The following is a 12,793-nucleotide window of genomic DNA, read 5'->3' as shown; positions in this document are numbered from 1 at the left end:
GCGAGCCGGGTGACGAACGCTCCCGCATCCCGCCCGGCGCGGCGATGCCCCGGATACCGCGCCGATGCCGTCCTCCGCGTTCCTGCTTCCCCAGGATCTGATCCGGGCCGCGGTGCTGGCCCTGCTGGTGCTGGCGACCACCGCCTGCCTGCACCGTTGCTGGCTGCGGCGACGGCAGCAGGACCGGGCCCTCCTCCTGCTGCTGCTCGGCGCCACGGCGGTGCTGGGGATGACCGCCTTCCTCCTCGCGCAGGACTACCGGCTGCGCGTCCTGCCGGACCGGATGGCTGGCATGGCCGTGCCCGCCTGGGACGGCTGGCTGCTGGTCGACGGGGCCATGGGCCTGCTGGCGCTGGCGCTGCTGGCCGTGTCGCGCCAGCGCGACGACCAGTTGCAGCGCCTTCTTTCCGAAGCCACGACCGATCCGCTGACCGGCGTCCTGAACCGGCGCGCCCTGATGGCGCTGGCGGGGCCGGCGCTGGAGCGGCCGCGCCGGCAGGGCGAGCCCTCTTCCCTGGTGATGCTCGACCTGGACCACTTCAAGCGGATCAACGACGGGCACGGCCATGCCGCCGGGGATGCGGTGCTGCAACAGCTCGGCGCCGTCCTGCGATCCGCCAGCCGTGGCAGGGACATCATCGCCCGCGTCGGCGGCGAGGAATTCGTCCTCCTGCTCCCGGGCGAGGGCGTGGACGGGGCGCGCAGCGTCGCGGAGCGGCTGCGCGAGGACGTCGCCCGGCTGATCCCGCACCCCGGTGGCGAAGGCCACCGGATCACGCTGAGCGCCGGCCTGGCCGCGATCGGGCCGGGCGAGCCGGTGGCCGCGCTGGAGAAGGCCCTGTCCGCCGCCGACCAGGCCCTCTACGCGGCGAAGGCTGCCGGCCGCGACCGCGTGATCGTCGCCTCGGGACCGGTTCGATAGGCGTCCGGGCCGGCCTGTCCTACACCGGCCGCATGCGCAGCCGACCGTTCCGGATTCCGCCCCCCAGCCGGGGCCGGGGCCGATGATCCCCTTCCTCAGCCACCTCGACCTGCTGGGCCTCGCGGTCTTCCTCCTCTGCTGGGCCGGCTACGCCCTGGTCGCCGACCGCATCCCCGCGATCCGCGCCCGCAGCGTCATCGCGGCCATGGACGAGCACCGGCGCCGCTGGCTGGTCTCCACCCTGCCCAAGGAGAACCGGATCGCCGACGTGGCCATCGTCGGCAACCTGATGTCCTCCACCTCCTTCCTCGCCAATACCTGCATCTTCATCATCGGCGGCCTGATGGCGCTCCTCGCCTCGCCGGAGGTCGGGCGCCGCGTGCTGGAATCCGTGCCCTTCGCCCAGACCGGCCTGTCCGACGGCGGGTGGGAGGCGCGGATCCTGCTGCTGCTGCTGATCTTCGTGCGGACGTTCTTCGAGCTGACCTGGGCGCTTCGCCAGTTCAACTACGGCTCCATCCTGATCGGCGCCTTCCCGCGCGACGCGGCGAATGGCCTGCCGGCGGCCGAGATCGCCGCGCGGGTGGTGAACCGGGCGGCGCGGCACTTCAACACGGGGCTGCGCGCATACTATTTCGGCCTCGCCGCCCTCGCCTGGATCCTGCATCCGGTGGCGCTGATGCTGGCGAGCCTGTGGGTGGTGGCGGAGCTGCACCGGCGGGAGTTCCGGTCAGCCGTGAGGCAGGCCGTCATCGAGGGGGAGGAACAGCAGCGCTGACGCGGGCGGCGCTGACACAGGGGCGCCGGGACGGGGAACAGAACTGGTGTGCCCGCTCGGGCTCGAACCGAGGACCCCAAGATTAAAAGTCTCGTGCTCTACCGACTGAGCTACGGGCACGTCCCGGGGGTACGGGAAGCAGCCGCCGTGCCGGGTGTCAAGCCGGCACGGCGCGTCGCACCGGCTACTGGCCGTCCGGCACGTCGGCCGCGACGCGCAGCTTCTGGATCTTGTCCGGCTCGCGCACCATGCCGTTCGGGCCGCTGCCGCGCTTGATCTTGTCCACGACCTCCATGCCGCCGACGACCCGGCCCCAGATGGTGTACTGGCCGTCCAGGCTGGCCGCCGGGGCGAACATGATGAAGAACTGGCTGTTGGCGCTGTTCGGGTCCTGGGTCCGGGCCATGCCGCAGACACCGCGGATGAAGCGCGCCTTGCCCGGCGAGCTGAATTCGGCCGGCAGGTTCGGCAGCGGGCTGCCGCCGGTGCCGGTGCCGGTGGGGTCGCCGCCCTGGGCCATGAAGCCCTCGATCACCCGGTGGAACGGGGTGCCGTCGTAGAAGCCCTGGCGGGCCAGGGTCTTGATCCGCTCGACATGCTTGGGCGCGAGGTCGGGCCGCAGTTCGATCGTCACCCGGCCGTCCTTGAGATCCATCAGCAGGATGTTCTCGCGGTCGGCCGAGGGCGCACCCTGGGCCTCGGCGTTGTTGGTCTCGCTCATCAGCGTTCCTCCAGCAATCATAGTGGCGGTCAGCAACGTGCGTCGCCGCATCTGGGCTAGCTCCCCTTGGATTCCGGCACCCCGTCCAGGCCGAGGCGGGCCAGGGTGCGGGCGTGGGTCAGGGGCGGGACGAAGCTGGACACGTCCCCCCCCAGCCTCGCGATCTCCTTCACGAACCGCGAGGAGATGAACTGGTTGCGTTCGCTGGCCATCAGGAAGACCGTCTCCACCCCGGCATCGAGGCGGTGGTTCATCCCGGCCATCTGGAACTCGTAGTCGAAATCGGACACGGCGCGCAGGCCGCGCACGATCATCCCCGCGCCCACCTCCCGCGCATAGCCGATCAGCAGCCCCTGGAAGGGCCGGACCTCGATGCAGGTGCCGGTGCGCTCGGCGACCAGGGCGACCTCGGCCGCGGCCAGCTCCACCCGCTCCTCCAGCGGGAAGAGCGGGTTCTTCTCGGCATTGGTGGCCACGCCGACGATGAGGCGGTCGACCAGCCGGGCGGCCCGGGCGATGACGTCCAGGTGGCCGTTGGTCACCGGGTCGAAGGTGCCCGGATACAGCCCCACCCGCTCGGTCCCGCCCGGCCGGGGCATGCCCGGCTCAGGCACGCCCGATTCAGGCATCCTCCGCCCCGCTGTCTCCCGCCGCGGTTTCCCCCGCTCCGGCATCCGTGGCCTCTCCATCCTCCACCACGGGGAAGCAGGAGGTGACGCGCTCGCTGTCGTCAAGCCGCAGCAGGGTGACGCCCATGGCCTGCCGCCCGGTCACCCGGACCTGGTCGACCGGTAGGCGGATCAGGCGGCCGGCATCGGTCACCAGCATCACGTCGTCCCCGGGGCGCGCCGGGAAGGTCGCCACCACCTCGCGCCCGGTGCGGGGGCTGAGGGAGATGTTGGAGATCCCCTGCCCGCCGCGCCCGGTCACCCGGTACTCGTAGGCCGAGGAACGCTTGCCGAAGCCGCCATCGGTGACGGAGAGGATCAGCTCCTCCGCCTGCTCCATCTCGGACAGGCGCTCGGCGGACAGGGAGGCGCCCTCCCCCTCCTCCTCGCTCTCCTCGGCCTCCACCTCGGCGCCGTTGCCGTTCGCCTCCGCCTCGCCCTCCTCGGCGCCGTTGCGGCGCCTCGCGGCGGCGGCCTTGAGATAGGCCATGCGCTCCGCCTGGGTCGCCGCGACGTGGCGCAGCACGGACAGCGCGATCACGCTGTCCCCGTCGGCGAGGCGGATGCCGCGCACCCCCGTGCTGTCGCGCCCGGCGAAGACGCGGAGCTGGTCCGCCTCCGCCACGAAGCGGATGCAGCGGCCGCCGCGGGTCGCGAGCATCACGTCGTCCCCCTCGCGGCAGGTCTGCACGCCGACCAGCGAATCCCCCTCGTCCAGCTTCATGGCGATGAGGCCGGTGGAGCGGACGTTGCGGAAATCCGACAGGCGGTTGCGCCGGACGTTGCCCTGGATGGTCGCGAAGACGAGGTGCAGGTTGTCCCACAGCGACTCGTCCTGCGGCAGCGGCAGGACCGCCGTCACCTGCTCGTCCTGCTGGAGCTGGAGGAGCTGGCGCAGGGAACGGCCGCGCGCGGCCGGGGCGGCGAGCGGCAGCTTCCACACCTTCTCGCGGAAGGCCATCCCGCGCGAGGTGAAGAACAGCACCCACTGGTGCGTGTGCGCGTTGAAGGAGCGCACGACCACGTCGTCCTCGCGCGTCGTGGCGGCCGAACGCCCGCGCCCGCCGCGGTTCTGCGCGCGGAAGCTCTCCAGCGTCGTGCGCTTGACGTAGCCGTCGCGGGTCAGGGTGACGACCATCAGCCCCGGCTCGATCAGGCTCTCGTCATCCTGCTCGGCGAAGCCGTCCACGATCTCCGTCAGGCGCGGCGTCGCGATCTGGGCGCGGACCTCCGCCAGCTCCTGCGCCATCAGCTCCAGCCGGCGCGGGCGGGAGGCGAGGATCTCCAGCAGCTCGCGGATGCGCCCGGCGATCTCGTCCAGCTCGGCGATGATCTTCTCGCGCTCCAGGCCGGTGAGGCGCTGGAGCCGCAGCTCCAGGATGCCGCGCGCCTGGGTCTCGGTGAGGTGCACCGTGTCGTCGATGACGACGTTGCCCGCATCGTCCACCAGCGCCAGCAGCGCGCCGACATCGCCCGCCGGCCAGGCGCGCGCCATCAACGCCTCCCGCGCCGCGTTCGCGTCGGGGCTCTCGCGGATCAGGCGGATCACCTCGTCGATGTTGGCGACCGCGATGGCCAGGCCGATCAGCAGGTGGCCGCGCTCGCGCGCCTTGCCCAGCCGGTAGCGCGAGCGGCGGAGGATCACCTCCTCGCGGAAGGCGATGAAGGCCTGCAGCGCGTCCTTCAGCCCCATCTGCCGCGGCCGGCCGTGGTCGAGCGCCAGCATATTCACCGCGAAGGTCGTCTGCAGCGCGGTGAAGCGGTAGAGCTGGTTCAGCACCACCTCCGGCGTCGCCTCGCGCTTCAGCTCGACGACGATGCGCATGCCGGAGCGGTCGCTCTCGTCGCGCAGGTCGGAGATGCCCTCGACCTGCTTGGAGCGCACCAGCTCCGCCATGCGCTCGATCAGCGTCGTCTTGTTGACCTGGTACGGGATCTCGGTGATCGCGATGAGGGAGCGGCCGCCGCGCAGCTCCTCGATGCTGGCGCGCGCCCGCACGGGGATGGAGCCGCGCCCCGTCTCGAAGGCCAGCCGGATGCCGGAACGCCCGAGGATCAGCCCGCCGGTCGGGAAGTCCGGCCCGGGGATGATCCGCATCAGTTCTTCCAGCGTCGTATCCGGCTCGCGGATCAGCGCGAGCGTCGCGTCGATCACCTCCCCTGCATTGTGGGTCGGGATGTTCGTCGCCATGCCGACGGCGATGCCGTTGGCGCCGTTCACCAGCAGGTTCGGGAAGGCCGCCGGCAGGACCCGCGGCTCCTGCGCGCTCTCGTCGTAGTTCGGCTGGAAGTCGACCGTGTCCTCGTCGATGCCGGCCAGCAGCGCGGCGGCGGACTTCGCCAGACGCGCCTCGGTGTAGCGCATCGCCGCCGGCGGATCGCCGTCGATCGAGCCGAAATTCCCCTGCCCGTCGATCAGCGGCAGCCGCATCGAGAAGGGCTGCGCCATGCGGACCATGGCGTCGTAGATCGCGGCGTCGCCATGCGGGTGGTAGACGCCCATCACGTCGCCGACCACGCGGGCCGACTTGCGGTGCGGCTTGTCCGGCGTGTAGCCCGCCTCGTGCATCGCGAAGAGGATGCGCCGGTGCACGGGCTTCAGCCCGTCCCGCGCATCCGGCAGGGCGCGCGAGACGATCACGCTCATCGCATAATCGAGGTAGGAGCGGCGCATCTCCTCCTCGAGCGCCACGGGAATCCCCGTCAGCGTGCCTTCGGGGGTCGTGCCCGAGCCCGGCTCCTCGCCGGGGCTGCTGCCGTCGTCGTCGCTCTCGCTCACGCTCTCGTTCCAGTCAGAAGTCGTTCAGGCCGGCCGTCCCCGGGGGAACGGGATGGGGGCTCAGAACGGGATGTCGTCGTCCAGGTCGCCCTTCGGCGCGTCCCAGCCGCCGCCGCCGCCGCCGCGTGCCGGGCGGGAGGCGCCGCCGCCCGAACCGCCGCCGAAGCCGCCGCGCTCCCCGCCGCCGGAGCGGGCGCCGCCGCCATAGCCGCCGCGCTCGCCGCCGAAGCCGCCACCGGAGGGGGCCTCACCCCCCTCCCCGCCGCCGCGGCCGCCCAGCAGGGTCAGCTCGCCGCCGAAGTTCCGGAGCACGATCTCGGTCGTGTAGCGCTCCTGGCCTTCCTTGTCGGCCCACTTCCGGGTCTCGAGCTTGCCCTCGATATACACCGAGCTGCCCTTGCGCAGGTACTTCTCGGCGACGTCGCCCAGCCGCTCGTTGAAGATCGCGACCGAGTGCCACTCGGTCTTCTCCTGCCGGTTGCCCTCGCGGTCCTTGTAGGTCTCGGTGGTCGCCAGCCGCAGGTTCACGACCTTGCCGCCGTTCTGGAAGTTGCGGACCTCCGGGTCCCGACCCAGATTCCCGATCAGGATCACCTTGTTGACGCTACCGGCCATGCCGCCCTGTCCTTCGCTCCGGAACCGCAACCTCTCCGGGATCGCGGAGAATCGCACGCGCCCGCGCGGCAGGGCCGGCGGGAACGCGCAACCTAGACCCCGGGGGCGGCGCTAGCCACCCCCGGGGAGGCCCCCCATGGACAGGCCGGTGGAGAAACCCGACCACGGAACCATGCGGAGAGAGCGGTCCAGGGCCGCCCCCCGGCAAGCCCCTTCCCGCCAGCCCCATATGGTGTCACAACCCCGGGAACACAATGCGAACGCCCCGGCGGCCACCCTGAAAATCAGGACATCCCGGACCTTGCCCGACAGCCTCCCCCCTGCCCCGAAGACCCGCGCGGCCCCGACCCAGCACCTGGCGGGCGCGGCCATCCGCGTGCGGGGGGCGCGGCAGCACAACCTGAAGTCGATCGACCTCGACATCCCCAAGGACACGCTGACGGTCATCACCGGGCTGTCGGGATCGGGCAAGTCCTCGCTCGCCTTCGACACGATCTATGCCGAGGGGCAGCGGCGCTATGTGGAGAGCCTGTCGGCCTACGCCCGGCAGTTCCTCCAGCTGATGGGCAAGCCGGACGTGGACAGCATCGAGGGCCTCTCCCCGGCCATCTCGATCGAGCAGAAGACGACCAGCCACAACCCCCGCTCCACGGTCGGCACGGTCACCGAGATCTGGGACTACATGCGCCTGCTCTGGGCGCGGGTGGGGGTGCCCTATTCCCCCGCCACCGGCCTGCCGATCGAGGCGCAGACGGTCAGCCAGATGGTGGACCGGGTGATGGCCATGCCGGAGGGCACCCGCCTGCTGATCCTGGCCCCCGTCGCGCGCGGCCGGAAGGGCGAGTGGAAGAAGGAGCTGGCCGAGTGGCAGCGCCGCGGCTTCGAGCGCGCCAAGATCAACGGCGAGCTGGTCCGCATCGAGGAGGCGCCGAACCTCGACAAGAAGAAGAAGCACGACATTGAGGTCGTGGTGGACCGCATCGTCGTCCGCGACGGCGCCCAGACCCGGCTGGCCGACAGCTTCGAGACGGCCCTGGGGCTGGCCGACGGCGTCGCCTATGCCGAGAACGCGGATGGCGGCGAGCGCACGGTGTTCAGCAGCCGCTTCGCCTGTCCGGTCAGCGGCTTCACCATCGAGGAGATCGAGCCGCGGCTGTTCTCCTTCAACTCGCCCCAGGGCGCCTGCCCCGTCTGCGACGGGCTGGGGACGGAGAGCTACTTCGACGCCGCGCTGGTGGTGCCGGACGAGCTGCGCGCCCTGTCGGAAGGCGCCGTCGCGCCCTGGTCCGGCGGCGCCTCCTCGGAATACTACGACCAGACGCTGGAGAGCTTGGCGCGGCACTTCAAGGTGCGGCTGACCACCCCCTGGCAGGACCTGCCGGAGGTGGTGCGCAAGGCCATCCTGACCGGCACGGGCAGCGAGGTCGTGGCACTCCGCTACAAGGACGGGCTGCGCGCCTACGAGGTGAAGAAGCCCTTCGAGGGCGTCATCCCCAATCTCCAGCGACGCCTGCGCGAGACGGACAACCCCTGGGTCCGCGAGGACCTGCTGCGCTACCAGGCGGAGCGCCCCTGCGCCGCGTGCAACGGCGCCCGGCTCAAGCCCGAGGCGCTGTCGGTCAAGGTCGCCGGGCTGAACGTCAGCGAGGCGGCGGCGCTCTCCATCCGCAAGGCGATGGAGTGGTTCGCGGGGGTGGACAGGACCCTCACCCCCCAGCGGCTGGAGATCGCCGGCCGCATCCTGCGCGAGATCAACGAGCGGCTGCGCTTCCTGGTGGATGTGGGGCTGGACTACCTGAACCTCGCCCGCTCCTCGGCCACGCTTTCGGGCGGGGAGAGCCAGCGAATCCGCCTCGCCTCGCAGATCGGCTCCGGCCTGACGGGGGTGCTCTACGTGCTGGACGAGCCCTCGATCGGCCTGCACCAGCGCGACAACGAGCGTCTGCTGGGCACGCTGCGCCGCCTGCGCGACCTGGGCAACACCGTGCTGGTGGTCGAGCATGACGAGGACGCGATCCGCGCCGCCGACCACCTGGTGGATATCGGCCCCGGCGCCGGCAAGCATGGCGGCCGCGTCATCGCTCAGGGCACGCCGGAGGAGGTCGCGGCGCATCCGGACAGCGTGACCGGCGCCTACCTCTCCGGGCGGCAGCGGATCGAGGTGCCGGCGGAACGCCGCGCGCCGGACAAGGACCGCATGCTGCGCGTCGTGGGGGCGCGCGGGAACAACCTGAAGAACGTCTCGGCCAGCATCCCGCTGGGCACCTTCACCTGCGTCACCGGCGTCTCCGGCGGCGGCAAGTCCACGCTGGTGATCGAGACGCTGTACAAGGCCGCCGCGCGACGGCTGATGGGCTCCGGCACCGTCCCCGCGCCGCACGACCGGATCGAGGGGCTGGAGCTGCTCGACAAGATCATCGACATCGACCAGTCGCCGATCGGCCGCACCCCGCGCTCCAACCCCGCCACCTATACGGGGCTGTTCGCGCCGATCCGCGACTGGTTCTCGGAGCTGCCGGAGAGCCGCGCGCGCGGCTACAAGCCCGGCCGCTTCAGCTTCAACGTCAAGGGCGGGCGCTGCGAGGCCTGCCAGGGCGACGGGCTGATCAAGATCGAGATGCACTTCCTGCCCGACGTCTACGTCACCTGCGACACCTGCAAGGGCAAGCGCTACAACCGCGAGACGCTGGAGGTGAAGTTCCGCGAGAAGTCGATCGCGGACGTACTGGAGATGACGGTGGACGAGGGGGTGGAGTTCTTCTCCGCTGTCCCCACGATCCGCGAGAAGCTGGTGGTGCTGAAGGAGGTGGGACTCGGCTACATCCATCTCGGCCAGCAGGCGACCACCCTCTCGGGCGGCGAGGCGCAGCGCATCAAGCTGGCCAAGGAGCTGTCGCGCCGCGCCACCGGCCGCACCCTCTACATCCTGGACGAGCCCACCACCGGGCTGCACTTCGAGGACGTGCGCAAGCTGCTCGAGCTGCTCCAGGCGCTGGTGAAGACGGGCAACACGGTGGTGGTGATCGAGCACAACCTGGAAGTCATCAAGACCGCCGACTGGCTGCTCGACCTCGGCCCGGAGGGCGGCGAGGGCGGCGGGCGCATCGTGGCGGAGGGCACGCCGGAGGCGGTCGCCGCCAACCCGGAGAGCCACACCGGCCGCTTCCTGGTGCCCCTGCTGGAAGGCCGCCCTGTGGTGCCGGCGCCGAGGCCGAAAGGCAAGGCGCGGAAGGGCTGACCGACCCTACCGCCCTGGCTCACACCAGCGCCAGGATTCGCCCCGGCCCGCCGGTCGCGCCGCGCACCTTCGGGGCGCCGACGACGATCTGCGCGCCCTTCGCGGGCAGGGCGTCGAGGTTGGCGAGCCCCTCGATCCCCCAGCGCCCGCTGCCCAGCCAGGCGTAGTGGACCGGGAAGGTGGCGTCCCGCCCGGGATCGAGGGAGAGCGTGTCCACGCCGATGGATCGCACCTGCCGCTCGGCCATCAGCATGGCCGCCGTCTCGGCATGGAAGCCCGGCATGTGGTTGACCCCGGCGGCGTCGCGGTTGGTGAAGCGCGGGGAGTCCAGGAGCCGGTGCCAGCCGGAGTTCATCACGACGCAGCATCCCTCCGGCAGGGGACCGTTTGCGGCCTCCCAGCGGCGGATGTCGTCAGGGGTCAGGGTCGTGTCCGCGTCCTCCTGCGCCCGCTGGCGGATGTCGATCACCGCCACCGGCAGCACCAGTTCGCTGGCGGGGATGGCATCGATGCTGCGGCCGTCGGCGGTGAAGTGCAGCGGCGCGTCCAGATGCGTGCCGGTGTGCTCGACCAGGGTCCAGCGGTTGATGTTCATCCGGTCCTTGGCGAAGCGCAGCATCGGCTCCGTGGTGAACCAGCGCGAGCCGTCGAAGGTCGGGAAGCCGTCGTAGAGCGGGTGGGTCAGGTCCTGCACCCCGGTGAAGCTGCGGGTCACGGCGGGCGCCGATGGCGGCGCCTGCGCGGCGGCGGGGGCCCCCGCCGCCGCGACGGCGACGGCCGCCAGCCCTCCGCCGAGCAGGCCGCGGCGCGAGGCGTGGCGGTGCATGGCCTGCAGGCAGCCGGGTGGGCACATGGTCCGTCTCTCCCTTGCTGGCCTTCGCGGCCGTTTCGCCAGGAGGATGACCCCGCACCCCCTCCCCGTCCAGCGCCGTGACCATTTCCGGCGGCCGATGGCCGGGCCTATCCTCGCCGTCGCGTGGCGCCCGCACGGGGGCCGCGGCACGGAGGACGCTTCCATGAACTGGTTCACCCGGCGCGGCATGGCCGCCGCGCTGTCCGTCGCGCTGTCGCTCGCCGCGATCCCCGCCTGGGCGGGCAGTATCGTCACGCGGGAGTTCCGCTCCGCCCAGCTCGACCGGCCGTGGAGCTATTCGATCTACCTGCCGGACGGCTACGAGGGCGGGAACCTGCGCTACCCCGTGCTCTACCTGCTGCACGGCAACGGCGGCTCGCTGAACGAATGGCCGGTGAAGGGCAACCTCCAGGCCACCGCCGACCGGCTGATGCGCGCGGGCGAGATTCCGCCCGCCATCATCGTCATGCCCGATGCGGGGACGAGCTGGTACGTGGACCGCAAGGAGAGGATGGAGAGCGCGGTCCTGCAGGACCTGATCCCCGACGTGGAGCGCAGCTTCCGCACCCTGACCACCCGCGAGGGGCGGCTGATCGGCGGGTTGTCCATGGGCGGCTATGGCGCGCTGCGCTTCGTCATGCTGCGGCCCGACCTGTTCGCCGCCGCCGCCCTGCTCTCGCCCGCCATCTACGACCCGGAGCCGCCGGAGACCTCCTCCGCCCGCCGCGTCGGCGTCTTCGGCGCGGAGCAGTACGACACGGCGATCTGGACGTCGCTAAACTGGCCCGTGCTGTGGGACGCCTTCCTGGCCAAGGGCATCGCCGTGCCGATGTACATCAACTCCGGCGACGACGACGACTTCTTCATCGAGGGCGAGGCGACCCGCCTCTACGACCGCCTGCGCCGGGCGAAGCAGCCGGCGCAGCTGCGGATCGTGGACGGGGCGCATGTCTGGCCGGTCTGGGAGAGCACGATCGGCGACGCCATGCGTTACGTCTTCTCCTTCAGCGCCCGCCCTGCCCTGCCGGAACCGCGCTGACGGCCTGCAACCCAGGGCGGCCCCGGGCATTCGATCCGGTAACGGGATGTCCCCCGCACGCGGCGCCGGGACGCCCGCCTTCGGGGAGTCGTGTCATGCTCAAGGTCGCCGCCCTGGCCTTCCTGCCCACCGCCGCCGTCCTGTTCGGCCTGCTCGCCGTGCCACTCGCCATGATCCCCGGCCTGCGCGACAGCTTCGCCCAGGGCGCCACGCTCTACTACGGCGCGGCGGCGCTCAGCTTCGCCCTGGCCGTGCCGATCTCCTGGTACATCGCCCATCGGATGCTGAGCCGCCGCGAGCGCGCCCTGCTCGATGCCGGGGCGGGGCGCGGACGGGCCTGAATCACACCCGGCCGCGCAACCCGGCCAGCGTCACCGCCCAGCGATCCCCGGCGCCGCGCGCCGCGGGAGGATGCGGCGGTGCGCCGTCGCGCGCGATGCGGTGCAGGTCGCGCCGCGCCAGCACCCCGGGCAGCGCCGCCGCCACCGCCTGCCGCGGCAGGGCCCGCAGCACCGGGCGCGCCGAGTTCAGCGAGGCCAGCGCCTCGGCCGCCAGCCGCTTCGTCGCCTCCCGCACGGCCGGATCGCGCGGGTCCGCGCTCCGCGCGCCGTCGAGCAGCTCCACCGGCAGGGGGGAGACCCCCTCCTCCCCCGCCAACACCGCGAGCCCGCCTAGCAGCCGCGCGAGGCCGGAGGCGGCGCCCCAGGCCTGCAACCCGACCAGCGTGCCCGGCGGCGCGCCCAGCAGCCGCCCCGACGCCACGGCGAATCCCCCCGCCGTGCCGCGCAGCCAGGCGGCGAAGGCGGCGGGGCTGGGGCTCTCCTCCTCCACCTCCGCCTCGCGCGCGTCGATCATGGCGCCGAGGTCGGCCGGATCGAGCTGCCCGGCGGTGATGGCCGCGTGCAGCGGCTCCGCCACCTCGTGCCGCCGGGCGGGGCGGCCGGCGGCGGCGGCCTCCACCGCGTCGCGCCACCATTGCAGACGGATCAGCGCGATGGTCGGCTGGCTGGCCACGGCGCGGGCCCGGGCCAGCTCGCGGTCGAAGGCGATCAGGGCGAAGAGGGACTCGCGCCGGTCGGGCGGCGCGAAGAGGGCGCAGAGGAACCGGTCCGGGTCGCCGCGACGCGCCAGGGTGCCGATGGGCGAAAGCTCGGGCATCGGACGGGGTTCTGGCGAAGCC

General features: G+C 72.1%; 11 protein-coding genes and 1 tRNA gene. 5 read left to right on the top strand and 7 right to left on the bottom strand.

Annotated elements, in window-relative coordinates; all coding sequences use genetic code 11:
* Positions 1-64 precede the first annotated feature (64 nt).
* On the top strand, positions 65-922 hold the full coding sequence (locus tag LPC08_RS07030) for a GGDEF domain-containing protein (RefSeq protein WP_230451996.1): 858 nt from the start codon (positions 65-67) through the stop codon (positions 920-922).
* A gap of 82 nt (positions 923-1,004) precedes the next feature.
* Positions 1,005-1,700 (top strand): DUF599 domain-containing protein, encoded by a 696-nt coding sequence (locus LPC08_RS07025; RefSeq protein ID WP_230451995.1) that lies wholly within the window; start codon positions 1,005-1,007, stop codon positions 1,698-1,700.
* A gap of 44 nt (positions 1,701-1,744) precedes the next feature.
* Here the strand turns inward: LPC08_RS07025 and LPC08_RS07020 are convergent.
* The 5 genes from LPC08_RS07020 to ssb all read right to left on the bottom strand — a co-directional run bounded on the left by LPC08_RS07020 (position 1,745) and on the right by ssb (position 6,483).
* Positions 1,745-1,820 (bottom strand) — tRNA-Lys (locus tag LPC08_RS07020).
* 64 nt (positions 1,821-1,884) lie between these two features.
* Positions 1,885-2,421, bottom strand: coding sequence for a peptidylprolyl isomerase (locus LPC08_RS07015; RefSeq protein WP_230451994.1), 537 nt, complete (start codon positions 2,419-2,421; stop codon positions 1,885-1,887).
* A 56-nt stretch (positions 2,422-2,477) separates the two neighbouring features.
* The gene (coaD, locus tag LPC08_RS07010) at positions 2,478-3,020 is read right to left on the bottom strand and encodes a pantetheine-phosphate adenylyltransferase (protein WP_230453005.1); all 543 of its coding nucleotides are present in this window, start codon (positions 3,018-3,020) and stop codon (positions 2,478-2,480) included.
* A 22-nt stretch (positions 3,021-3,042) separates the two neighbouring features.
* Entirely contained in the window at positions 3,043-5,763 is a 2,721-nt protein-coding gene (gene gyrA / locus LPC08_RS07005) for a DNA gyrase subunit A (protein ID WP_230453004.1), read from the bottom strand.
* A gap of 165 nt (positions 5,764-5,928) precedes the next feature.
* On the bottom strand, positions 5,929-6,483 hold the full coding sequence (gene ssb, locus LPC08_RS07000) for a single-stranded DNA-binding protein (RefSeq protein WP_230451993.1): 555 nt from the start codon (positions 6,481-6,483) through the stop codon (positions 5,929-5,931).
* Between the two features lie 355 nt (positions 6,484-6,838).
* Between ssb and uvrA the strand changes: the two genes are divergently transcribed.
* Positions 6,839-9,721 (top strand): excinuclease ABC subunit UvrA, encoded by a 2,883-nt coding sequence (uvrA, locus tag LPC08_RS06995; RefSeq protein WP_230453003.1) that lies wholly within the window; start codon positions 6,839-6,841, stop codon positions 9,719-9,721.
* 19 nt (positions 9,722-9,740) lie between these two features.
* On the opposite strand, the gene LPC08_RS06990 is transcribed toward uvrA, so the two are convergent.
* Positions 9,741-10,574, bottom strand: a complete 834-nt coding sequence (locus LPC08_RS06990; protein WP_230451992.1) for a cyclase family protein — start codon at positions 10,572-10,574, stop codon at positions 9,741-9,743.
* Between the two features lie 163 nt (positions 10,575-10,737).
* On the opposite strand from LPC08_RS06990, the gene LPC08_RS06985 reads away from it, so the two are divergent.
* Together LPC08_RS06985 and LPC08_RS06980 are read left to right on the top strand one after the other, a co-directional pair.
* Positions 10,738-11,613 (top strand): alpha/beta hydrolase, encoded by an 876-nt coding sequence (locus LPC08_RS06985; RefSeq protein ID WP_230451991.1) that lies wholly within the window; start codon positions 10,738-10,740, stop codon positions 11,611-11,613.
* 95 nt (positions 11,614-11,708) lie between these two features.
* Positions 11,709-11,954: a hypothetical protein gene (locus tag LPC08_RS06980; protein WP_230451990.1), complete on the top strand. Its 246-nt coding sequence runs from the start codon at positions 11,709-11,711 to the stop codon at positions 11,952-11,954.
* A gap of 1 nt (position 11,955) precedes the next feature.
* On the opposite strand, the gene LPC08_RS06975 is transcribed toward LPC08_RS06980, so the two are convergent.
* Positions 11,956-12,771, bottom strand: a complete 816-nt coding sequence (locus tag LPC08_RS06975; RefSeq protein WP_230451989.1) for a squalene/phytoene synthase family protein — start codon at positions 12,769-12,771, stop codon at positions 11,956-11,958.
* Positions 12,772-12,793: the final 22 nt, after the last annotated feature.

This window comes from Roseomonas sp. OT10 (assembly GCF_020991085.1).
GTDB classification, from domain to species: Bacteria; Pseudomonadota; Alphaproteobacteria; order Acetobacterales; family Acetobacteraceae; genus Roseomonas; species Roseomonas cutis.
This window is presented reverse-complemented; position numbering and strand designations above follow the sequence as displayed.

What these genes read in the sequence shown, in the direction of transcription:
- LPC08_RS07030 (WP_230451996.1), top strand. Translation starts at nt 65, where the DNA reads ATGCCGTCCTCCGCGTTCCTGCTTCCCCAGGATCTGATCCGGGCCGCG.
- LPC08_RS07025 (WP_230451995.1), top strand. Translation starts at nt 1,005, where the DNA reads ATGATCCCCTTCCTCAGCCACCTCGACCTGCTGGGCCTCGCGGTCTTC.
- LPC08_RS07015 (WP_230451994.1), bottom strand. Translation starts at nt 2,421, where the DNA reads ATGAGCGAGACCAACAACGCCGAGGCCCAGGGTGCGCCCTCGGCCGAC.
- coaD (WP_230453005.1), bottom strand. Translation starts at nt 3,020, where the DNA reads ATGCCCCGGCCGGGCGGGACCGAGCGGGTGGGGCTGTATCCGGGCACC.
- gyrA (WP_230453004.1), bottom strand. Translation starts at nt 5,763, where the DNA reads ATGCGCCGCTCCTACCTCGATTATGCGATGAGCGTGATCGTCTCGCGC.
- ssb (WP_230451993.1), bottom strand. Translation starts at nt 6,483, where the DNA reads ATGGCCGGTAGCGTCAACAAGGTGATCCTGATCGGGAATCTGGGTCGG.
- LPC08_RS06990 (WP_230451992.1), bottom strand. Translation starts at nt 10,574, where the DNA reads ATGTGCCCACCCGGCTGCCTGCAGGCCATGCACCGCCACGCCTCGCGC.
- LPC08_RS06985 (WP_230451991.1), top strand. Translation starts at nt 10,738, where the DNA reads ATGAACTGGTTCACCCGGCGCGGCATGGCCGCCGCGCTGTCCGTCGCG.
- LPC08_RS06980 (WP_230451990.1), top strand. Translation starts at nt 11,709, where the DNA reads ATGCTCAAGGTCGCCGCCCTGGCCTTCCTGCCCACCGCCGCCGTCCTG.
- LPC08_RS06975 (WP_230451989.1), bottom strand. Translation starts at nt 12,771, where the DNA reads ATGCCCGAGCTTTCGCCCATCGGCACCCTGGCGCGTCGCGGCGACCCG.